The sequence below is a fragment of the bacterium genome (genome assembly GCA_020854115.1).
Classification (GTDB): domain Bacteria; phylum Patescibacteriota; class Saccharimonadia; order CAILAD01.
In genome coordinates this window covers 106,502-129,435 of the sequence record JADZGC010000004.1, presented here as the reverse complement: position 1 = coordinate 129,435, position 22,934 = coordinate 106,502, and the positions used below count along the sequence as shown (strand labels likewise).

At 48.7% G+C, this 22,934-nt stretch carries 23 protein-coding genes; 4 read left to right on the top strand and 19 right to left on the bottom strand.

Going from position 1 to position 22,934, the window contains the following annotated elements; all coding sequences use genetic code 11:
• Position 1: 1 nt before the first annotated feature.
• The 16 genes from IT415_00950 to IT415_00875 form a co-directional block, all read right to left on the bottom strand.
• On the bottom strand, positions 2-556 hold the full coding sequence (locus IT415_00950) for a thermonuclease family protein (GenBank protein ID MCC7543259.1): 555 nt from the start codon (positions 554-556) through the stop codon (positions 2-4).
• On the bottom strand, positions 553-1,671 hold the full coding sequence (rodA, locus tag IT415_00945) for a rod shape-determining protein RodA (GenBank protein MCC7543258.1): 1,119 nt from the start codon (positions 1,669-1,671) through the stop codon (positions 553-555). Before rodA ends, IT415_00950 begins: the two co-directional genes overlap by 4 nt.
• Before the next feature lie 7 nt (positions 1,672-1,678).
• Positions 1,679-4,549 (bottom strand): isoleucine--tRNA ligase, encoded by a 2,871-nt coding sequence (locus tag IT415_00940; GenBank protein MCC7543257.1) that lies wholly within the window; start codon positions 4,547-4,549, stop codon positions 1,679-1,681.
• 41 nt (positions 4,550-4,590) lie between these two features.
• Entirely contained in the window at positions 4,591-4,851 is a 261-nt protein-coding gene (locus IT415_00935) for a hypothetical protein (GenBank protein MCC7543256.1), read from the bottom strand.
• Positions 4,852-4,890: 39 nt separating this feature from the next.
• Complete coding sequence (nrdR, locus tag IT415_00930; protein MCC7543255.1) at positions 4,891-5,361, bottom strand: transcriptional repressor NrdR; 471 nt, start codon at positions 5,359-5,361, stop codon at positions 4,891-4,893.
• A gap of 9 nt (positions 5,362-5,370) precedes the next feature.
• Positions 5,371-6,888: a cell division protein FtsZ gene (ftsZ, locus tag IT415_00925; protein MCC7543254.1), complete on the bottom strand. Its 1,518-nt coding sequence runs from the start codon at positions 6,886-6,888 to the stop codon at positions 5,371-5,373.
• Between the two features lie 225 nt (positions 6,889-7,113).
• Complete coding sequence (gene ftsA, locus IT415_00920) at positions 7,114-8,352, bottom strand: cell division protein FtsA (GenBank protein MCC7543253.1); 1,239 nt, start codon at positions 8,350-8,352, stop codon at positions 7,114-7,116.
• Positions 8,353-8,454: 102 nt separating this feature from the next.
• Positions 8,455-9,204 carry a type I methionyl aminopeptidase gene (gene map, locus IT415_00915; protein MCC7543252.1) on the bottom strand — a complete coding sequence of 250 codons (750 nt, stop codon included), beginning with the start codon at positions 9,202-9,204 and terminating at the stop codon, positions 8,455-8,457.
• The gene (locus IT415_00910) at positions 9,201-9,755 is read right to left on the bottom strand and encodes a nucleoside monophosphate kinase (GenBank protein MCC7543251.1); all 555 of its coding nucleotides are present in this window, start codon (positions 9,753-9,755) and stop codon (positions 9,201-9,203) included. Before IT415_00910 ends, map begins: the two co-directional genes overlap by 4 nt.
• Positions 9,755-10,111: a diacylglycerol kinase family protein gene (locus IT415_00905; protein MCC7543250.1), complete on the bottom strand. Its 357-nt coding sequence runs from the start codon at positions 10,109-10,111 to the stop codon at positions 9,755-9,757. The genes IT415_00910 and IT415_00905 overlap by 1 nt, the downstream gene beginning before the upstream one ends.
• Complete coding sequence (gene ybeY, locus IT415_00900; GenBank protein ID MCC7543249.1) at positions 10,096-10,569, bottom strand: rRNA maturation RNase YbeY; 474 nt, start codon at positions 10,567-10,569, stop codon at positions 10,096-10,098. The genes IT415_00905 and ybeY overlap by 16 nt, the downstream gene beginning before the upstream one ends.
• A gap of 12 nt (positions 10,570-10,581) precedes the next feature.
• Entirely contained in the window at positions 10,582-11,022 is a 441-nt protein-coding gene (locus IT415_00895) for a GatB/YqeY domain-containing protein (GenBank protein ID MCC7543248.1), read from the bottom strand.
• A gap of 2 nt (positions 11,023-11,024) precedes the next feature.
• Positions 11,025-11,237 carry a 30S ribosomal protein S21 gene (gene rpsU, locus IT415_00890; protein MCC7543247.1) on the bottom strand — a complete coding sequence of 71 codons (213 nt, stop codon included), beginning with the start codon at positions 11,235-11,237 and terminating at the stop codon, positions 11,025-11,027.
• A gap of 110 nt (positions 11,238-11,347) precedes the next feature.
• Positions 11,348-13,510, bottom strand: a complete 2,163-nt coding sequence (locus IT415_00885; GenBank protein MCC7543246.1) for a bifunctional (p)ppGpp synthetase/guanosine-3',5'-bis(diphosphate) 3'-pyrophosphohydrolase — start codon at positions 13,508-13,510, stop codon at positions 11,348-11,350.
• Positions 13,503-15,188 (bottom strand): single-stranded-DNA-specific exonuclease RecJ, encoded by a 1,686-nt coding sequence (gene recJ / locus IT415_00880; GenBank protein MCC7543245.1) that lies wholly within the window; start codon positions 15,186-15,188, stop codon positions 13,503-13,505. Before recJ ends, IT415_00885 begins: the two co-directional genes overlap by 8 nt.
• A gap of 177 nt (positions 15,189-15,365) precedes the next feature.
• Entirely contained in the window at positions 15,366-15,647 is a 282-nt protein-coding gene (locus tag IT415_00875; protein MCC7543244.1) for an ArsR family transcriptional regulator, read from the bottom strand.
• A gap of 133 nt (positions 15,648-15,780) precedes the next feature.
• Here IT415_00875 and IT415_00870 point away from each other — a divergent pair, with 133 nt between their 5' ends.
• Entirely contained in the window at positions 15,781-16,785 is a 1,005-nt protein-coding gene (locus tag IT415_00870; protein ID MCC7543243.1) for a hypothetical protein, read from the top strand.
• On the opposite strand, the gene secF is transcribed toward IT415_00870, so the two are convergent.
• Entirely contained in the window at positions 16,782-17,693 is a 912-nt protein-coding gene (secF, locus tag IT415_00865; GenBank protein ID MCC7543242.1) for a protein translocase subunit SecF, read from the bottom strand. The genes IT415_00870 and secF overlap by 4 nt on opposite strands.
• Positions 17,690-19,021: a protein translocase subunit SecD gene (gene secD / locus IT415_00860; GenBank protein ID MCC7543241.1), complete on the bottom strand. Its 1,332-nt coding sequence runs from the start codon at positions 19,019-19,021 to the stop codon at positions 17,690-17,692. Before secD ends, secF begins: the two co-directional genes overlap by 4 nt.
• Before the next feature lie 85 nt (positions 19,022-19,106).
• On the opposite strand from secD, the gene priA reads away from it, so the two are divergent.
• From priA to fmt, 3 genes are read left to right on the top strand one after another with little or no spacing between them, the layout of a single operon-like run.
• On the top strand, positions 19,107-21,056 hold the full coding sequence (gene priA / locus IT415_00855) for a primosomal protein N' (protein ID MCC7543240.1): 1,950 nt from the start codon (positions 19,107-19,109) through the stop codon (positions 21,054-21,056).
• 12 nt (positions 21,057-21,068) lie between these two features.
• A complete protein-coding gene (gene def, locus IT415_00850; protein ID MCC7543239.1) occupies positions 21,069-21,641 on the top strand; it encodes a peptide deformylase in 573 nt (190 codons plus the stop codon).
• On the top strand, positions 21,622-22,560 hold the full coding sequence (gene fmt, locus IT415_00845; protein MCC7543238.1) for a methionyl-tRNA formyltransferase: 939 nt from the start codon (positions 21,622-21,624) through the stop codon (positions 22,558-22,560). The genes def and fmt overlap by 20 nt, the downstream gene beginning before the upstream one ends.
• On the opposite strand, the gene IT415_00840 is transcribed toward fmt, so the two are convergent.
• A complete protein-coding gene (locus IT415_00840) occupies positions 22,546-22,908 on the bottom strand; it encodes a response regulator (GenBank protein MCC7543237.1) in 363 nt (120 codons plus the stop codon). The genes fmt and IT415_00840 overlap by 15 nt on opposite strands.
• Positions 22,909-22,934: the final 26 nt, after the last annotated feature.

The following is a 22,934-nucleotide window of genomic DNA, read 5'->3' as shown; positions in this document are numbered from 1 at the left end:
GTCACCTTGCCGGCTGCTTTGTATCCCCACCACATGTATCTGCAGCCCATAGCCCCCTGGACTGCTCGCGGGCCTGTCGTTCATCCCCTCGAAAGGTTTGCTGATATTTGTATGGCGTCTGATACGTGTATTCATGCGCGTATCCCTCCTTGATAAGGGTCTGATTAATAAATAGCCCATCGTCGCGCCATACATATGCCAGTAAGCGATCATATTTATCACGCTCGCCCTGACTCGGGTCAGCCTCCAGGCGCACACTGCGCCCAGTCAATGTCTGGGTCGTCCAGTCTGAAGCGGCCTTTCCAAAGCACTGTACCGGTTTGCGCGGATCGTGCGTTTCTGGAGTGTCTACTCCGATCAGGCGGACTTTCTCTGACACACCATTTACCTCTACTTCTATCGTATCGCCATCGGATATTTTTGTTACTTTGACCATAGAAGCTTGCGATACCATCGCGGCCGTAGGCGGCTTTTGTGGAGCGGCCTTAGCAGCCACATATGTCAGCATTGCGACTACCACTAAGCTCAATATCTTGTACGCTCTGCGACGACTCATGATTCCGCATCCTTGATGTGGCGCACCCCCGTACGACGAGAGGACACGCTCAAAACAACTCCAATCGCCGCACAATTAATGAGCATGCTCGTTCCCCCCGCCGAGATGAATGGCAGAGGTATGCCCGTGACAGGCATAATTCCCATATTCATACCAATATTAATGAGAACGTGAAACAGTAGCATACCGCCGATCCCGATACACAAGAACGAACCAAGCCGATCATTGCTTTGTAGCCCGACCAGAAAAATGCGTGTTATCAATATACAGAATAGGATTATCGTTAGCGCAGCGCCAACAAAGCCGAGCTTTTCTGCAAGTACCGCGAAGATAAAATCAGTGTGCTGTGACGGCAAAAAGTTTAACTGACTCTGGCTCCCTGCCGTCAACCCACGCCCAAACCAACCACCACTACCTACTGCTATAACTGACTGCACGACATTGTAGCCAATACCAAGGCGATCAGCCTGGGGGTTAAGCAAAACCTGCAAGCGACTCTTTTGATAGGGTGCAAGAAACTGATAAATAATCGGCAATGCTAAAACACCTATACTTCCGGCGAACACGAGATACCGCTTAGGCAATAACGTGCCTATGGTCATAGCAATCCAAATAACCGAAAACACAAGTCCAGTTCCCAAGTCAGGCTGCCCAATCACTAGAATAAGAAGCGGAATGAGCAGAAATAATGAAGTAAGCGTATAACGCAATTGTTTCGTCGCGCCATACACGCGACTGTAATATGTTGCGAGAACGACTATGAAGGCTAACTTAGAAAACTCAGATGGCTGAAACTGAAAAAATCCTAAATTGATCCAACGCTGAGCTCCTAGCGCCGACTTACCCACAAACTCAACCGCAACAAGAGCTATCAACGTAACTATATACATCGGCACTACGTAGCTGCGCAAGCTACGATAATCGAGCCGCAAGAGCATCAAAGCCACAGCAACACCTACGGCTGCATATAATATTTGTCGTGTCGTATCTATCTCGGCGGTGGTTTCTGCAGGCTTAATACCAGAAGAGAATAGCACCAATAAACCAATAATCACCAAGAGCACGCTCGTGGCGACAATTACCCAGTCAATGCGCTTGAGCCCCTCCCTCTTCATATCAGAACTAATCCATTAGCTTCAATGTAATAGTCAGCTCGACTCCATTCAGCTTTGTGCTCGTTACAAAATCATAACGGCTACTATCATCAATCTTTGTAGCAAGCGTTTCGGCTTGGATGTCTTTTTTGTAAGCCTTTATTGCAGCCCGCATTTGAGCATCCTCTGACTGCAGTGACAAATGAATACGATTATCTACCGCGAGCTGAGCTTGCTTACGCGCTTCTTGGATCTGACGAATGACGTCTCGCACGAGCCCTTCTTGCTTGAGTTCTTCTGTCAAGGTGAGATCTAAAGCGACGCTCAGCGATGCTCCTTTATGACACTCCACTTTCTTCACGTTCAACTCTTCGGAAACAATCGCCCGCATATCAGCACCTAATGTCATTCCCGTAATCTCAACTTTTGCTAACGGTTGACGAACCTTGATGCCGGCCTGCGCGCGCTGTGATAAACCTTCTGTGACAACCTCGCGAAGTTGCTGCATAGATTTCAGCAAAGATTCTTGCGGCGCCGGTAGAGTTGGCCAGTCACTCAGATGTACTGATTCTGGGACATCAGATACACCGCTCATAATGCCCTGCCAAACTTCATCAGCTACAAACGGAGCCCATGGCGCAATGACTTGTGCAGTGGTAGCCAACACAAAATGCAGTGTCTCGTATGCCGCTAGCTTATCGCTGTCATCTCCAGACTTCCAAAAACGACGACGACTGCGTCGCACATACCAATTCGATAAGTCATCTAGGAAGTTTGTTATCTCGCGCATCGCCCGAGGTGTATCAAAACCATCAACCGATTCGGCAACTAAGTTTACCGTTTCGCTTAAGCGACTCAGAACCCAGCGATCAAGTACGTGGTCGGAGCTTGGGATAGCTGCATATGCTTTCGGCACGAATGAATCAACCGAAGCATACATCGTATAAAAGCCCAATACGTTTTTCAGCCGTGCAATCACATTACGCTGAATCTCTACGAGTGCCGCGGGGTCATAGATTGCTGTCTCACCAATACCGAGAGCGCTACCAAGTAAATAATAGCGCACAGCATCGGCACCTGCCGTGTCGAAAACCTCGTTGTTGTCAGGATAATTCCCAAGACGCTTACTGAGCTTACGGCCATCACTACCGAGCAGAATTCCATGAGCAATTGCATTCTTAAAGGCTGGCTTACCAAAAAGCGCCACGCTCATGACATGCAGCGTATAAAACCAACCACGGGTCTGACCAATGTATTCAGTAATGAAGTCGCTGGGATGCCCCGATTCAAATTGTTCTTTGTTTTCAAAGGGATAATGCATCTGCGCAAATGGCATGCTACCCGATTCAAACCAGCAGTCAAACACATCTTCAACCCGACGAGCTATTTTACCTGAGTCTGTCTTCAATTCAACTTGATCAATATGGGGACGGTGCAAATCAACCACTTTCGCCGGGTCGACAGCGCGATCCTTGATTTCTTGGAGACTTCCCACAATCAAGACTTCCCCGTCTTCGGTTTTCCAGACAGGAATCGGAGCCCCCCAGAATCGCTTCCGACTCACATTCCATTCGCGAGCATTCTCAAGCCATTTGCCGAATGCACCATCTTTAACGTGAGCTGGGTACCAGTTGATTTGCCGATTAGCTTCCAGTAACTGATCCTTGATCTTAGGAACATCCACAAACCATGCGCTCAATGCTCGGTAGATGATTGGCACGTCAGTGCGCCAACAATGGGGGTATTTGTGCAATATAGTCTGACTCACAAATAATTTATGCTGCCTCTCAAGGTCAGCTATTATCTCGCCATTCGCATCAAACACCAGTCGTCCTACATAATCTTTGACGTCTGCCGTAAATCGACCATCATCATCGACTGGGCTCACAATCGGCGTACCGATCCGCTTACCAAGCCAGTAGTCATCTTCACCATGTCCTGGCGCAATATGTACCACACCCGTACCTTCGCCCTCCGTTACAAACTCCCCTGCAACCACCTGGAAGCTATTCTCAGAACCAACAAAATAGGTAAACAACGGCTCATACGACAGGCCAACCAGCTCCGTGCCCCTAAAGCGCTTTTGTTCGCTAGCACCCGATAGCTGCTCGGCATATCGATCAAGCGCTTCAAGACCGATGATGAGCACTTCATCGCCTAGCTTATACTCGACGTAATCCATTTTTTCGTTTACGGCGAGCAATAGATTTGCCGGTAGTGTCCAGGGGGTCGTTGTCCAGCCGAGGAGATAGCGACCATCATGCAGTCGAAACTTCACGGTTGCAGTGAGGTCTTCTCGATCGCGCATACTATCATCAAGTCGAGTCTCAGAATTACTCAGGGCAGTCTGTGCGCCATAGCTATATGGCACCACGCGCTCCCCCTCATACACCAAGCCTTTTTCATGGAGCTGCTTAAACGCCCAAATGACAGACTCCATGTAGTCTGTATCCATGGTTCGGTAGTCGTGCTTGAAGTCGACCCATCGACCAACTCTTACGACGTATTCATGCCACTCCCCCGTAAACCGCAATACGGAGTCAGCGCAATACTGCACAAACTTTTCGATACCATATTCTTGAATTGCAATCTTACCCGATATGCCAAGCTCTTTTTCGGCCAGTAGTTCCGGTGGCAACCCATGACAGTCCCAGCCAAATCGACGCGGCGCATACTTACCGCGCATTGTTTGATAGCGCATTATGGCATCCTTAAGAGTCGAAGTCATCATGTGTCCAAGATGCGGTAGACCATTAGCAAACGGCGGGCCATCATAAAAAACATAGGTAGGCTGGCCAGCTCGCTGTTCGACTGATCGCTCAAAAACCTTGTCTTGCGCCCAGCGCTTGAGTTGTGCTTCCTCGGCTTGCGCTACGGCACTTATTTCTCTCTTAGTCATGGTGTATATTATACGGTTTATTTACGGATAAAACCAGGCACTTATGAGCGCACGGCAGCACTCACTTCGTCTAATGTAGGCTTGCGATGTTGCCAAACGGCTACCAGCGTGCCATCATCGCGCGTCACTACATAGGCAGGAGTTTGCACAACGTCATACAGCTGCATGAGCGCGATCCCATCCCGAGAATTTGCACTTACTGACCGTACTGGGCCTATTTCGGCAATAATTTGCTGCGTCAAATGATCGTATTCCCTTGACTGCGCATGGGTATGCGCCTTCCCAAGCAAAAGGATTTTCATAGTTCTATTATAGTCGTCGATGGGAGAAATGTCGCTGCCCTATGTGCTTTTGCGGCGAGTAGATCGCTTGAGTTGCGCAATATGATCCCGAAAGCTTTCTGCGCTCGTAAAACTGCGATAGACGCTTGCAAACCTCACATATGCCACCTCATCAAGGCTCGCTAACGCCTCCATCACCATCTCACCTATCGACTGTGTAGATAACTCCGATTCGCCTCGAGCATACACATCACGCTCGATATTGCTTACAAGGTCTTCAATCTGTTCAGCCGAAATGGGCCTCTTTTCGGCTGCCCGATAGATACCTCGAGCCAACTTTTCGCGATCATACTGCTCACGCTCCCCAGACTTTTTGACCACCAGCAAGCGCGGCAGCTCGACACGTTCATAAGACGTAAAGCGCGCGCCACAATGATTGCAGAGCCGACGACGACGAATTGCACGACCATCATCGACCTCACGAGACTCAAGTACACGCGTATCTGGCTGCTGACATTGCGTACAGCGCATTAACGGGGCCTATTCTTTAGAATTATCATCATCCTCGACAATAGAGCGCTCCACACTTCGCCCCTGCCGCAAGAAGGCTGGCTTATCTAAATCATCCTCTTCGTCGCGCTCGAAGTGTGACGACAGTGTCTCGACGATTGGCTTATCCTGAACTCTCACCGGCTCAGGTTCGGGTTTGTCATCGGCAACAATACCGTGAGATGTTGGTTCGCGCACCGGCTCCTCATCTGTGAAACTAACTGGGTCTAGATCTGAATCAGGCGTGATTAGTGGCTTCACATTTTGTAAGGCATCCTCGCGCACACGAGGACCAGTTGCTAGCAGGTCATCTTCTTCCTTAATACTAGGTTCGACTGCCGGCTCAGGGTCTTCTTCACGAATTCCGCGGAATTCATATGCTGGCACACCCATCTCTTCTGACGGGCGGAGTGGCTCCTGGTCAGAACTTTGCGCAATAGTAGTCTGAGTCACTCTTGTAGACTGATTTACCCAATGACTATCTTCCAGTTCTCCAACAGTGCGATTAAAAAGCTGGCTCTGGCCAGCAAAGTGAGCCTGAGCCGCCATCCCACGAGCAACATCAAAGCCGGTCGCGACGAGTGTTACCTTTATCTCGTTATTGGAGTTCTCATCCATTACCATACCCCAAATGATATTTGCTTCCGGATCAACCGAATCGTGAACCAGCTTAGCTGCCTCCTCGATTTCATGCATGCCCATATCACGACCACCGGTGAAGTTAATCAAAACGCCCTTAGCGCCCTGGATTGATACCTCGAGAAGTGGGCTATCAATTGCCTGCTTCACAGCTTCTACGGCACGATTATCACCACTGCCAAGTCCGATACCCATGAGGGCCGTCCCAGCATCACGCATGATCGATTCGACATCCGCGAAGTCAAGGTTAACCAAGCCATTAACCGTAATCAAATCCGATATACCCTGTACCCCCTGTCGCAGAATATCATCGACCGTCGCGAAGGCATCGAGAAGCGAGGTCTTGCGATCAATAATCTGTAGAATTCGATCGTTAGGGATAATAATGAGCGTATCGACTTTATCTTTGAGCGCTGCGATTCCCTCTTCGGCCATCTTGCGACGTCGATCACCTTCAAACTTAAACGGCTTTGTCACAATCCCTACAGTAAGCGCGCCACAATCTTTCGCAATCTGGGCGATGACCGGCGCAGCTCCCGTACCAGTACCCCCACCCTCTCCTGTAGTAATAAATACCATTTCGCTATTCTTAAGGGCAGCGTATATCTCTTGTTCACTCTCTTCCGCAGCCTGCTTACCAATCTCTGGATTAGCACCAGCTCCGAGCCCGCGCGTAGTTTCCTTACCGATATGAATCTTTCGGTGTGCCTGACTGTAATGCAGGGCCTGCGCATCTGTATTGATAGCAATAAACTCAATGCCGCGCATCTTCGACTGGACCATACGGTTTAACGAGTTACCGCCCCCGCCACCGACGCCGACCACACGAATACGCGCAAACGCTTCAATATCAGGTAAAATTTCAGCCATGACTACCCTCTCCCCCAAGTTAACGCTTGACTATAGTTAGCAAACAAGAAATCGCCACGAGCCCACACTCGTGACGGCACCGGCATGTGCTTCACACATATATTGCCCAAACTATTTGCAGTATACCCATTACTCAACGCTCGAGTCAAATAGTGGTTCATTATAAAACCTCGAATATTTAGAGCATTTTTTTTGTACACCGGATGAGTAGTTGTTGTATGCATTTTACCCACGATTGAGAAATCCCTGAAATAAACTCTGTGCTCGACCAAACAATTGCCCAATGCGGTCGTTGATGCTCTTGCCGGCCTGCGGACGATCCAGGTCCTCGAGCATCAACCCAACAGGCACTGCAAACGATGCGCCCCTCACCTTATCAACGATGCCCGTGATCCCCTGTGGTTCTCCGAGCGCTGCAGGAATACCAACCGCAGCCTCAATATATTCAGGTAACCCTTCAAGCTTTGCGCCGCCGCCAGTTAAGACAATGCCATTTGACAATAGGTGCTCTTTGCCCGAGCGGGTAATCTCAGTTTTTACAAGATCACACATTTCATCCAGTCGCGATGAAACGATCATATCTAACTCTCTCTGCAGCAGCACACCTTTCGCACCGATCTTGCTCAGCTCTAGCTTCGTAGTATCCTTAATCTTTGGCTTTCGAGCTGTGGCAAAGGTGAGCTTCATCTTCTCGGCAATGTCGATTGTAGTCCGCAGACCATACACAATATCCTTCGTAATGTGATTGGATCCTACAGGTAAAATGCTCGAGAATGCAACTCGCCCCTCCTCAAAAATCGCAATACCGGTAGTCTCAGCTCCGATATTGACAACCGCCACACCAAGCTCTTTCTGGCGCTTGGTGAGACAGGCTCGAGCTGCGGCGAGCGGGACGATCATATGGCCATTGACCGTAATACCAGCCCGATGGATGGCATCATCAAGATTCTTCATGGCAGGTATGGATGCTGTTAAAACATGCGTATCTATCTCCAGTCGCACACCACTCATACCGAATGGATCCTGAATATTGCTCTGACCGTCAACTATGTAGTGGCGGGGTATTACACGTAATATTTCTCGATTCGTCTCAAGCGAAAGTGCAGCCGCAGCTTCCGCCGCCCGAGACATGTCTTCCTGACTAATCTGCTTATCTGCGCGACTCACGGCTATCACACCACGCGAATTCAGGCTCTGTATGTGACTACCATCCACAGACACTGTTGCTCTTTCAATCACAACGCCACTCATTCGCTCGGCTTCTTCGAGAGCAGAAGTAATAGCCGTAACTGTTTCTTCAATATCTACGACCACTCCACGCCGCAGGCCGGCAGTAGAAGCAATACCGATCCCCACAACAGATACACTAGGGCTGTCAGGCTGAGCAACACCAACCAAGCACACGACCCGGCTAGTACCGATATCGAGTCCGACTGCTGTGATTTCCCCTTTGTTTGAAGCCATATGTGATCTCACCCCTTCGTCAATTGGATATAAAAATTGTATACCGCCCAAACCAATAGTGCAAATATTTTGTGCACTACTTTTTATGAGTATTATATTTGTTCAAACTTGAGTTAGAATTTCGTAACCGTCTTCTGTTACCAGAACAGTATGCTCAAATTGTACTGCTAAAGCACCTGTTTTTGTGCACCATGTCCAGCCGTTATTCTTCAAATACATCTCATGCCCAGCCAAGCTAACATTCGGCTCTATAGCGATTGTCATACCCGCCCGTAACGATTCTCCGGTGCCAGGCGTACCATAATTGCCGACAAATGGATCTTCATGCACCGTATGCCCAACCCCGTGTCCACCCAATTCATACACGACATCGAGGCGATACTTGTCTAGTGTTTTCTCGATTGCAGCACCGATATCTCCTGTGCGAGCACCTTCCTTGACCATGACTATGCCAGCCATAAGCGCCTTCTCAGTACCGATCAGCAGCCGCTGCTGATCATCAGTTGCTTCACCAAGCACGTATCCTATACCGGCATCAGTGATCATCCCCTCATATGACACACCTAGGTCTAAATGAACCAGATCTCCATCCTGCAAAACGTAATCACCCGGTATACCATGAGCAATCTCATCATTGATCGAAATACAAAGTGCTGCTGGAAAGTCTTGGTATCCTAAAAAAGCCGCCTTCGCTCCTCGCTTCTTGAGCTCCTCGCGAGCCATATGATCAAGCTCTTGTGTCGCCATACCCACCCGTGTGGCTTGCTTCAACAGCTGCAAGATTTCAGCTAGTATCTTACCCGAAGTACGCATCGCCGCTATCTCATCTTGAGTCTTGATTTGAGTCCTCATAAATATCCTCGTTCTTTCATTGCTTCAGCAATCTCTTGTGCAATCGTATCAATCGATTGCTCCCCATTCACGACTATATGCGGCATGTATCGCGCCAATTCGTGAATTGCCGGCACAATCTCCTGATGATAGATGTCAAGACGGTGCTCAAAGCTTGCTGGGCTGTCATCTGCCCGCCCACGCTTAGTAGCACGAATCCGCAGTTCCTGATCTGAAACTCTGAGCTCCACCAAGACCGTTTGTATCCCCTTAAAGTGCTTCTCTAGAAAATCCCTCAGCCAGGCTACCTGCGGTACATGTCGTGGTGTGCCATCAAGTATCAGCGTCTGATCTCGATGCGCCAACATCGCCTCACCCACAAGCTCATTGACGTGATCATCGTCGGCGAGATCGCCTCGTTTAAGCTGCGCTGCCAAATCCTGATCCACTGTAGCCTCAGCACGCAATAACGCACCCGGGCTAATAATATATGCTTGAAGTCGTTCCGCCATTCGAGCTGCCTGTGTATCTTTCCCGCCGCCTGGAGGGCCCGCAATAACAATGATCATCATTAGGTAACCAAACTAGCAATTACGGGACCAAATACACATAGCCCAACTAGCACTGCTCCAACAGCAGTCACAAGTACCGCTCCTGCCATCATGTCCTTCACCAGCTTCACAACCTGGTTATTCTCGGTGACAATCAGGTCTAACGTACGTTCAACCGCCGTATTCACGACTTCAGCGAAGAATACGAGTGTAATCATAGCCAGCACCAGAGCCATTTCTGGGAGACTAATTCTGAGTGTCAGACTAACCCCTAAGGTAAGTGCTCCTATAAGAATATGAAAGCGTGCATTTCGCTCACGACTAACAACGACGCGCAATCCCTTCCAGGCATTTCGAAAACTTACGAAAGTAACCACAATGGCGCAGGCTCCTGATTAACTACCCTCATAATAGCATGGGTTTTGGCTTTAAATGCAGCTCTCTCAGCATTGGTTGCGTGATCATAATCAAGTAAATGCAAAAGGCCATGCACAAAAAGCGTCATGAGTTCATTGCCTGGCGATACATGCAGCTTCTTTGCATTCTTTCGTGCCACATCTGTGCAAATTATGATCTCACCAGCTGAGCTCTCTATTTCTGAGTCTGGCGAGATGTCCTGGGCTTGATATCGAAAAGACAATACATCAGTAGCTGTATGCTCACCAAAACTATGATAATAGAGCTCCTTCATTTCCGCTGGAATCACAAAGCTCACTACCACCTCGCCACGAAGAGAGGGTTTTTCCTGCTTGACCCAAGCATAAAACAACTCCTCCCATTGAGATTGAATGACTTGCTTCGGCGCATCGACGAGAGTAAAGCGCAATCCATGCACGGCTGACAAGATTTAAAGCAACTCCTCGCGAGCTACCTTTGCAGCCAAAGACCCATCTAGTCCGTCAAAATGATCTTTTAACCCTGAGATAAGCTGCCCCATAGCGGACTGACCTGAAAGCTTTTGCTCCCGGATGATATCCTGCGCAGCAGCACGCACTTCAGCTTCACTAGGCTGCTCTGGAAGATAGCGCTCAAGAATCTGTAGCTCGGCAGATTCTTTCTGTACCAGATCTTGTCGATTGGCGTCTGAATATTGCTGAATTGCCTCTTGACGCTTCTTAGCTTCTTTTTGGAGTATCTGCAAAGCCTCCTGAGGGGATAAGTCCTGGCGCAGCTCAATCGAATGATTCTTGAGAGCGGCCTTCAACAAACGCAATACCTGCAACGTGATCTCATCACGAGCTTTGGTAGCTTCTGTGAGATCCGCTTCAAGTCGCTGTGTTAAGTCCATATTTACCCTCGAATACTAAGCATTTCGCGTGTCTTCTGCTCTTTTCGAACACGCTTACGAATTGCAATCTCGCGCTCTTCGCGCTTGGTGAGAGGCTTCTCGAAATACTTTTTACGACGAGCCGAGCTCAAAATACCAGCTTGAGTCACTTTCTTATTGAAACGACGAATCAAACTCTCTAGAGACTCATCATCCTTGCGTTCAACATGAAGCATATTTTATACGTAATCCTTTCTAATGGCATTGGGCCAATGATCTGACCATAACAGATATGTATATTAGCAGATTTTCTCAAAAACAGCAAGACTCCAAGGATATACACATTCTACCCGACAATATGCTCTACATCCAATACTCCCGGTACACGATGTAGCGCCCTCAATAAATCAGCCCAGCGATCCATGCGCACCAGGCTCAATGCAACCTCTATCTCCACGGTATCCCCAATTGAGTTTTGAGTAATCTTTGCTGCACGAGCATCAAACGCAGATAGATAGGAAGATATGGCCTTGAGCATTGAGGTGGCCATCGCCGAATCCCCTTTCAAGCGAATGCGGTCAGTCGAATCATAATACCAATAAGCTGGAAGGCAACGCTGGAAATCAGCAGCGATTCGATCACAGTCTTTTCGGTGCACTCGAATCAACCCAGCGCGACTTACATAGCCCACAATTTCCTGAGGATATGTCGGAGAGCAACATCCTGCACGCGAAATATGCTCACGCTCTATACCGGGTACGAGAGAAACCGGTCGTGGCCCACGCTTGCGCAAGAATTTTACAGGCAAGAAGGCTCTAGCCTGCTGCTGACGTTGCATTAATACAAGCCGCGAGATGTCTGCCAACTTCACCTTCCCCTCGTAGACAGCCTCGGCTAGCGCTGAACTATCAGATAACTCATACGACTCAAGCACCACTCGCTTTGTACTTGGAGGCAACTGTTCCCAGCTTCGATCAGCCACAGTGCGAATATATTCATCAAGCAAACGCATACCTTCCTGCTCGGCAGTCGTACGCTCTTGATTGCGCAGCCAAGCCTTAATACGTGAGCGTGCTTTCGCGGTTACAACAAAGCTCAGCCAGTCCCTACTTGGTCTCGGCGCTTTCACAAACGCAAAAATCTCAACGACATCTCGATTTTCAAGTCGAGTATCCAGTGGCATCATTTTGCCATTAATTCGTGCGCCACGGCATGCCATACCCAAATCTGTATGCACCGCAAAAGCGAAGTCTACAGGTGTAGCGCCTTCTGGTAGATCGAACAAGTCGCCGTTGGGAGAAAATACAAAGATACGCTGCTGGAATACGTCAAGCTGCAATGCAGACCGTATGTCTTTTTCATGCTCAAACGCTTCTTGCCAGTCGAGCAAATTTTTTACCCATTCGTACTTTTTAGGCAACACTACTCCTCCGCCAGTCTTGTATTGTTGCTGTTGTTTTGACTCGTTGTAATAGAAGTGTGCAGCTAACCCTTGCTCAGCATATTCATGCATATGCTGAGTCCTAATTTGCACTTCAAATACCTGATTTTTTCCAAGAACAGTTGTATGAAGTGACTGATACCCATTGGGCTTTGGTACTGCGATATAATCCTTGATAAATAGTAAAAGCGGCTTGTATCGTGCATGAATAAGGCCCAACGCGCGATAGCAATCAGGTATAGATTCAACGATAATCCTGAGCGCAACAAGATCACGTATTTTTGAGAAATCTTGGTCATACTTCGCAAGCTTCTTATGTATACTGAATACGTTTTTTATTCTACTTGTTACCTCAAATTGTATACCCTCTGATCGACAATCCGCCTCAATTTCCGGCTTAATCGTCGCCAAAAGCTGCTCGCCACGTTTTACATAGGGTTGAGCAAGCTCTTTGATGCGCGCATATTCTTTTGGATGCACCACTGCAAACGATCTATCCTCCAGCTCGGCACGCAATTCACCCATACCTAATCGATCAGCTATAGGAGCATAAATATCAAGAGTCTCCTGTGCCTTACGACGCTGCTTGTGCTCTGACAGATATTGAATGGTCCTCATATTGTGCAGCCTATCCGCAAGCTTCACGAGGATAACTCTAATGTCGTGACTCATCGCTAAGAGTAACTTTCGGATGTTTTCAATCGATTCAGGAGTAGCCGTATGCGCAATCTGAGATTGCAGTGACCCAATCTTCGTAACTGCCTCAACCAACTGTGTGCACACCTCACCAAATTCAGCCCGAATCTCCTCACTTGTCGTCTGCGTGTCCTCGAGGGTATCGTGTAACAATCCAGCCTGTATCGTAGGAATATCGACGTGCCATCCGGCCAGTATTTGTGCGACAGCGATCGGGTGAATAATGTATGCCTCCCCGCTCTTTCGCAACTGATTACGATGCCTGTCGCGACTAAACCAATATGCCCGAGCTATGTCCTGACGCTCATCTTCGGTATACTGCATATCGCGAATAAACTTCGGAATGATCCTGGATGTCTTTTGCTTAGGCATATGGGTTATCCAGTATATCTAATAACATCACCTCTATGCGAGCCACCCCTCGCCACTCAGAACGACCCAGTCGAACGACACCACGAATGATGTCGCCCATTTTTAGCAACGGCCACTTAACTGCGGCGCCAAACGCAATCATGCGCTGTTCTCGTTCCTGGACACGAACTGATAGCTGGTAATGACTCCCGTCTGCGCCCACCGGCCTGATGCCAGTAATCTCTCCATCGAATACAAATCGTACCCCCGGGTGATCTCGTCCAGTAGGCTCGAGTTTTTCAAGTTGCGCGAATCCTTCAAGACTAACAAATTCTGGCTGCAACCAGGCATCGACTGTCTCTTGCTTGGTCCATACGTCATCCCCCAGCTGTGATACTGTTTCGATCATCCGTTCCCTAAACAAATCTATCTTTTCGGAAGCTATAGTCATACCAGCGGCTGCAGCGTGGCCACCATACCGATCAAGTATTGCATCTTGCTTCCGCATAATATCGATAATCGAAATACCTGCATAACTCCTCCCCGACCCCTTTGCCAGATTACCTTCCAGCTGCAGTAAAAACGCTGGTCGATGATACTCCTCGCTAATTCGGCTGGCCACCAATCCAACGATACCATGTGACCACGATGTATCAGATAGGACCAAAATTGGATCATCGAGATATCGCTGCGCTTGCTCGCGGGCGGATTCATGGATCCACTTTGTATCAGCCTGCCTTTGAGTATTTAGCTTCTGGAGGTACTCTGCATGCTCGAACGCCTGCTCGTAGTCTACTGCCAGTAACATCTTGAGTGCATGCTGTGCATGCTCAAGTCGGCCGGCCGCATTCAATCGAGGCCCCAGCTTGAAGCCAAGATCTTCTGCCGAGATACCTTCAAGCATAACTCCACTCACCCTTGCGAGAGCTCGTAAGCCAGCACGACGTGTCTTACGCAATACCTGCAACCCATATGATGCCAGCACCCGGTTCTCGCCGGTCAATGGCACAACATCACAAATCGTACCAAGCGCTACTAGGTCAAGCAGCCATTTTTCTTGCCCTGCAGGAATTGAATACTCACTTGCTTGCTGGAGAGCTCGTGCGAGCGCAAAAGCTACTCCTACACCTGAAAGATATTTTTCAGGGTACTGGTTCGCCTCCCGCAATGGATTAATATGCGCATACGCACCCTCCAGCTCTTGAGCGATAAGGGCGTGATGATCAGTGATGATGAGCCGAATCCCAAGCCGCTGGGCGGCTTGTGCAGCCTCAAGCGCCGAACTACCACAGTCTACACTTACGATCGTGCGAGCACCTTGCTCGGATAATTTTTCAAGAGCCCGTACATGTATACCATAGCCTTCTTCAAACCTATCGGGTATATATACCTCATGTTTGATATGTAATTGACTGCACACATCAGCTAGCAAGCTACTGGCGGTGAGTCCATCGATATCATAGTCCCCATAAATAATAATCTTCTCATTCTTATCACGAAAATCTAGAATAGCCGATACGGCCAGCTCCATATCTTGTAAGCCGAATGGATCCCCAAGCGAATCATACCGTGGATGCAAGCTATCAAGCGACTGCGCCTCACTGAATCCTCGGCGTGACAAAATAGTCATAGCCAAATCCTCAAGAAGTACCTCTTCCTGAGGCGGCAGACGCCAATCAATCCGCGCAAATTCTTTCATGAACTCTTATTATGATCGACTAGCGAACAAAATACGAGTGTGTGGCCCTAGATCGAAAACCGAGTGGAGTTTGACTTTGATATATGCGTCGTGAAATCTGCGGGGTGCGCATGCGCTCACGTGCGAACTGACGGTCAACTCTTCGGATATCTTGAACTATTTTTGTAATCAATCTTTTCATATATCTTTCTTTGTTTTTCTTGTTGTCTTGAGTACCATAGCCTGTAACTCTTTATAAAGTAAGAAATTTTGATTCACCCAAAAAAGCTTGGTATTTGCTTGTTTGGCTGTATGTACATACTTAATACGCGCTAAGCGTTCCAGCTCGCGCGCAACATTACCCGGATCTTCGCGTATCAACTTAGCAAGCCCACGAACGTGAACGCGATAATCCGGGTATTTCGAGAATACAGTGATGATTTTTCGACGTGTTTTTGATGTTATAAAATGTTGGAGCATCTTTGTTTACTGCCACTGTTGATTTTTTCTGATTGTTTGATGTATTGCTAAAAAAGTAACTATAGCATATATCACAACAGTATTATTTACAATAGTTTTCGTGCTCAGAGTACGCTACAATAATAGTTAAGCTATGTTACACTCATGCCCTGCCTGCGGATCAGCAATAGTTACAACAGATATAGGATACGCTTGTCCAACCTGCGGGAAGCGTACACCTCCGCATAGCCAAACACGTACTACAACGCCTTCGGGGGACGATACTATTCAGATAAATGATCAGTTTCAAGAATACTCCGAAGATCGCAATAGCCCTCATGAAGCACATCGGCATATGCAATCTACGCAAGCGACGATCATCAATCACCATGCATCAAGTCAATATCGTAAGAGACTGCGCGAACGACTCGCTCAAATGGAAGAACTTGAGCTCAAAGCCCCCAATCAACAGCCCAGGCTAGAAAGTACCGCGTCAACGCAACCCACCCAAAACACAGTCAGCACAAATACCGACACAGTACCATCCTTAACGGAGACGGAGCAAAAGTTGCTCCGCGATGCCCTAAAAGAGTCACGCGCGCATGAACCTATCGCGCCACATCCCCATACACACCACACAACTGCCACAGAACGCGCTGAAGAACTCCTCAAAGCTGCTAGCACAGAAAGCCAGACTTCCCGTCAGAACAAGAACATAATCCTGATTTCCTTGAGTGTAGTAATCGTTCTCGGAGGTATGATTACAGCCTGGCTACTCTCGAAAGCACCTGTACCCACGGCTCAAGTCAAATCTAGTATCTCTCCATCTGCAACACCAAGTAATCTTGCCCAACAGCAGCGCGACAAACAGCGTAAGGCTGATTTAAATTCACTTTCGATCAGTATAGAGTCCTACAAGAAAAACGCCGGCGTATACCCCACTGGGTCGAATATCGCCGTGCTCGAACCACTTACTCAGACATCCCCACCATATATCGTCAAGATCCCCAACGACCCGGCATCAAAAGAGGGTAGTATTATTCAATATGGCTACACCTCCGACGGAAGCAGCTTCACATTGTCATGCGTACTCGAAAATAAGACCGACCCAGACACCAAGAATGGGGTCTACGTAGTCAAGAACAATACTTCAGACTAAGTCTTCTTGAGCTTCTTCGCAGCACGACGCTTAAACTTGAAGTTGTGCCACACTACCAGCATAGGAGCTGCATTAAAGATAGAAGAATACGTACCAGACATAATGCCAACCAAGAGAGCGAATATGAACAGACGAATCGTCTCACCACCAAATATCAATAAAGCGAGAAGTGTAAAGATCACCGTCAAACTTGTACCTAAGGATCGAGCCATGGTCTCGACAATACTGTCATTTACAACCACTTCAAATGACTCACTTGAGCGCTTCAAATTCTCGCGGATACGATCATACACCACGATCGTATCGTGAACCGAGAAACCGATCGCTGTCAGTACCGCAGTGACGAAGAGTGAATCTATTTCGACGTTCGCAAACCGCCCAAGCAGTGAGAAAATACCAACTATCACCAATGTGTCATGCAAAAGTGCAATCACGGCTGTGACACCAAAGCTCCATGGGCTCACAGGAGGCGGTGTATTGCGAAACGCAAACGCAATAAAGAATACGATAGCCAGGGAAGCCAGCCCGACGGATACAAAGGCATTGCGAGTGATATCTCGACTGACAGCTGGGCCAATCGATTCAAAATTGGTCGGCTGAGCATTCTGCGTGGCTAATTTAGTCTTGATTTCATTACTAGTCACTGTAGAGTCCTTACCCTCTTCGTCTCGATAGCGTGCCAACAGTTTATCGGTACCAGTAGTAGTGATGACAATGTCGCGAGCGCCCACGCTGGCCAATGTATCACGTACGAATTGTTGATCCTGTGTACCAGCAATCTCCATTGACTGACCACCAGCAAAGTCAATACCTGGTCGTAGCCCCCAAATAAACAATGAGATCGTGCCGGGAATAATCACTAATAATGAAATTGCAAACCATAGGCGTCGGCGTCCAATCACATTCATGAGACCGCCTCCTTCCCAGTATGCTCCACTGGGATATTACTATAACGCTTCGGATTCGAGCCAAACTTAGTATCGGCAAATAACTGCAAGAATGTGCGAGAGATCGTAATTGCGGTCACCATTGAGATCATGACTCCAAGCGCGAGAGTCACGGCAAAGCCTTTAATAATCGGCGCACCAAATGTATAGAGGATAAGGCAAGTGAGTAGTGTTGAAATATTAGAGTCACGTATGGAGCTCCACGCGCGCTTAAAGCCCGTAATCATCGCCGTATGCACTGTCTTACCAGATCGCATCTCTTCTTTCATGCGTTCAAATATCAAAATATTTGCATCCACCGCCATACCAACCGAGAGCACAAAGCCAGCGATACCAGCGAGCGTCAAAACTATCGGCCACGGCGTAATGCTCGCCAGCTTAAATATGACAATATTGAAGAGTGCATATAATGTCAGAGCCGCACTTGCAATCACACCCGCCCAGCGATAGCTAAAGATCATGAAGAGCATCACTGCCACAATCCCAATCACACCCGCTATCATAGAGCGAGCAATTGATTCCGACCCAAGGGTCGCCCCAATGGTCTGCTGGCTCGAAAGCGCTACTGGCACCGGCAAAGCGCCCGCGTTCAGTAAGACTGCGGTCTCTTTAGCGGTCTGGACGTCCTCAAAGCCGGTCATCTGACCCACACCGTCAGTAATTGGTGTCGAAACAGTACCATTAAACAGTACTTCATTATCAAGAACGATCACCAAGCGGCCACCACTTTGATTAATCTTGGTGGTAAGCTCAGAGAATTTCTTCGTAGCATCACCTGACTTCATATTGAATCGAATAATAGGCGTAGCAGTCTGTGGATCAATATCGGCCGTGGCCTGCTCGAGATCCTTACCTGTCAGATCAGTCTGTTCGGGTACTGGCTGCTCATCACCCGACAGTGAATAAAACGACAGTTGAGCCGTGCGACCTATCTGGTCAGCTGCAGCCTGAGCATCAGTTACTCCTGGTAGCTGCACTACGATTCTATTTTGGCCCGACTGCTGAATGACCGCCTCACTCGTGCCAGTTGGGTTCACTCGCTTCGTAATCACATTGAGTACCCCCTCCATCGCCTTCGATCGTTCTTCTGTTGGGGTGTCGTTGAGATCTGCTTCGTACGTTAAGCTTGTACCTCCCTGTAAGTCCAGACCGAGTTTTACTTTTGGTGTCAGGTTTTTTATGCCAATCGCTCGTAAAATACGGTCTTCACGCGGTAACACCAAAGCTATCGCGATAGCCGCGAGTAACACTATTATTACTAATCGTCGCCTCAGTTGCTTTGGTTGCATACTCTAAGCACAGATCATATCTTATCTACCCTGATGAGTCAAAGCTGGGTGTTTTCTATGCAGACCTGATACACTAGGAACGAATATGAAACGAACAGTTCCATCAATCATTGTATCTGTCCTCGTCACAAACTACCCTAGACGACCAGCTAAAGTTTTCGACTATGTGCACGATAAAGTACTTCAGTCTGGCCAATGGGTGGTAGTGCCGTTCGGGAAAACGCAAACTACCGGTATCGTCATCGCCACTCGAACTTCAAGCGACATTGCACTAGAGAAGCTCAAGCCAGTTTCGCGCGTCCTTGACTTACCGCAACCCCCAAAGCACTACCTCAAGCTCGCAGAATGGCTTGGTGAGTACTACGCGGCTCATCCCCGGGCAATCTGGCACACGATCTTGCCATCTGGACTCCAGGCCAAGCCGCGTAAAGGACTACTTCAAGATTCGGTCGCCCAGGCACCGGCACACCTGCCACCACTCTCCATCGAACAAGAGCAAGTCATTAAAGCAATACAGAAACTCCCTTCACAAAAAGCCGTACTCATCCAAGGTATTACTGGCTCGGGCAAAACACGCATCTATGAAGATCTGATTCAGTCTACCCTGGAGCGTGGCCAATCAGTACTTATCCTGGCGCCAGAAATAGTCCTATCAACACACCTCCAACGGCGACTAGAAGAGAGCCTTGGAGCTTCATTACTCGTGACACACTCTGGACTCACAGCAACCCAGCGCCGGGCAGTCTGGCTCAAGGCCCTAAGTAATACGACCCCTCAAGTGTACCTGGGAGCTCGTTCGGCACTTTTCTTGCCAATCCATAATTTGGGACTCATCATTATTGATGAAGAACACGACACAAGCTACAAGCAAGATCAAAGCCCGCGCTACCACGCAGTGACAGTAGCCGGTCGCCTAGCGCAGCTGACTGGTGCCCGGCTCGTCCTCGGATCGGCCACCCCCTCGCTGACGACGCTCGAACTGGTACATCGCGGACGCATCGCACGCCTCTCCCTCCCTACGCGACATGGTGGAGCAAAGCTCCCAGAAATTATGCTCGTCGAGCACCATAATAAGCACGGTGTACTATCCGATCAGCTACATCATGCTATCGAACAAACTCTCGAGCACCAGCAGCAAGCCCTTATTCTCCATAATAAACGAGGCACTGCACGCCGTCTGAGTTGTGACAGTTGTGGCCAAGCCGTGCGCTGTGACCACTGCGACACCACTATGATCCTCCACGCCGACCTCGGCAGACTGAAGTGTCATCTCTGTAATCGTGAGCTGTGGCCCCCATCTCGCTGTCCTTCCTGCAACCAAGATGATCTTCGCTATTCCGGTATTGGCACCAAGCAGCTCGAAACCACCCTCCAGCAGCTATTCCCCAATGCACATATTGAGAGGCTGGACCGCGACAGTATTGATCGCGATAGCCTGCCTAGTTTGCTTGAGAGGATGCAACGTCGGGAAATCAATATCCTCATTGGCACACAAATGATCGCAAAAGGGCTCGATTTTCCACATGTAAGCCTCGTTGCCATTATTGATACTGATAGCCTGCTCCATGGAACAGATTTTAGCGCCTCAGAGCGAGCCGCCAGCCTTATCATTCAGGCCTCTGGGCGCGCCGGTCGAGGCAATATACCAGGTCGGGTCATCCTCCAAACACATAACCCTCAGCAACCAATTCTACAGGCAATCCAAGCCCATGACTGGAATGGATTTGCCACCCAAGAGCTGATCCATCGGCATACCTTCCACTACCCACCGTATCGCTGGCTTCTACGACTCTGGGTCCGACGCTCAAATGCTCGAAATGCAGAGCGAGCCGCCAGCGAGTTTTCAGATCTACTGGCGCAGAAATACCCAAATATAGAAGTACTCGGCCCAGCTACGCCCCTCCACCACAAAGATGGCATCTATCACACACGACAACTCATTGTACGATCAACCCAACGCAAGACCTTGACTGACATAGCTGACTCCCCTCCGTCGGGATGGCAGGCTGATCTTGATCCGATCATTATTATCTGATGTAATGATTGAATGATTCGCACACTCGTCACCATTCCATCTGAAGTATTGCGCATGAAGTCCAAGCGCATCGGGCTCGTCGATGATGCAATCAAGCAGCTTGCTGAAGACATGATTGAGACCACGCTCGACTGGGATCACGGTAGTGAGTTTGGTGCTGCCTTGGCAGCCATTCAGATTGGACAGCCCATGAAACTCACCGTAGTACGCAATAATTTTGACGATGCGGAAGATAAGACATTCTTGACTTTCGTAAACCCCGAGATTGTGCAGAAAAGCTCTGACCGGGTTATTGATATTGAAGGCTGCCTATCCGTTCCGGGCATCTATGCTCGCATACCCCGCGCACGCAAGATCAAGGTAAAAGCCGAGACCCTCGATGGACAGCCCATCCGTATGACACTCGAAGGCTTTGCTGCGCGCGTATTCCAGCACGAGGTTGACCACATGCACGGTAAATTATTTATCGATATAATCAAGTCCGCAGATGATGTGCTCGAGCTAGGCGACGACGATAAGCTACACCCTGTCAAATCACTTCCGGATGTCATTCGTGAGGCAGCCCATGACCACAACCACTCATAAGATAATCTTCTTTGGAAGCTCTGGGTTAAGCGCTGATATTCTGAGCTACGTACTGGAGAACGGTACATTTCTCAATATCGTTGGTATTGTCACGCAGCCCAGTCGAGAAGGCGCGCATGCCCATCAAACCGATACGCCAGTCGCTCGAGTCGCAAAAGAATATAAGGTGCCCCTTTTTCGGCCGGTCAGAACGAGTGACTGCATTGAGGAACTCCGTCCTCTCGAGGCCGAAGCTGGATTACTCTTCGCTTACGGTCAGATCCTCAAGCCTGATCTTCTCGCCCTCTTCTCGAAAGGTATCATCAATATTCACCCCTCACTCCTACCGAAATACCGAGGCCCTTCACCAATCGAGGCAGCCATCCTTGCAGGCGACACCGAGGTAGGCACTACGATCATGAAAATTACCGAGCAAATGGATGCTGGACCAATATTGAGTCAAGTATCGTTTTCAGTGTCCCCTATGACCTCGAAGCAAGAATTGACACAAAAACTCATCTCTGCCAGCAAAGAACTCCTCCTCCCCACACTGCACAAATACCTAGCCGGATACCTGGTACCGCAAGAACAGCCCGACGAGGGAGTGACGTTTTGCAAACTTATTAATAAAACGGCTGGGCAAGTCTCTCTATCTGATGTATCGGCGACCGAACTCGAGCGGATGATCCGTGCCTACGCTGGCTGGCCAGGAGTAAGTGTGGTCCTGCCAGAAAAGCTAGACCGTCTACGCATTCACAATGCCCATCAGATAGATAATGTAGCAGCAGAGCCAGGAGTATATATACACAATAAACAACTTATACTCATCACAAAAGATGGCACACTCGCAGCTGATCAAGTCCAGCTGCCTGGACGCAAGATATTAGACGCCAAACAAGCACTTAACGGCCTACGCGTACCCAAGCTACCCCAAAGCTGATTGAATCTTTTCTAATACCTGGCTCGGGGTCAGATCACTCTTGATGATGTAGTCCTTCACGCCGTATTTTTGAGCCGTCTCACGTGTTTCGGTACTCATCACATTACTCAATATAATCACTGACACTGCAATATTTTTCTTCTTCATCTCTTCAAGCACTTCGAGCCCACTCATGTTTGGCATCATGATGTCGAGCAACATAAGATCGGGCTTTTTCTGTTCAAGCACCTGTAGTGCAGAAAGTCCGTCCGCAGCTTCTAGGACTTCAAAGTCCTGAGCTTTGCCTAGCTTCAGCAAATACATCTTGCGGATGAAGTCATTGTCTTCGACAAGCAATACGCTTTTCATATATTTCATCATACTGCAAGCCGAGT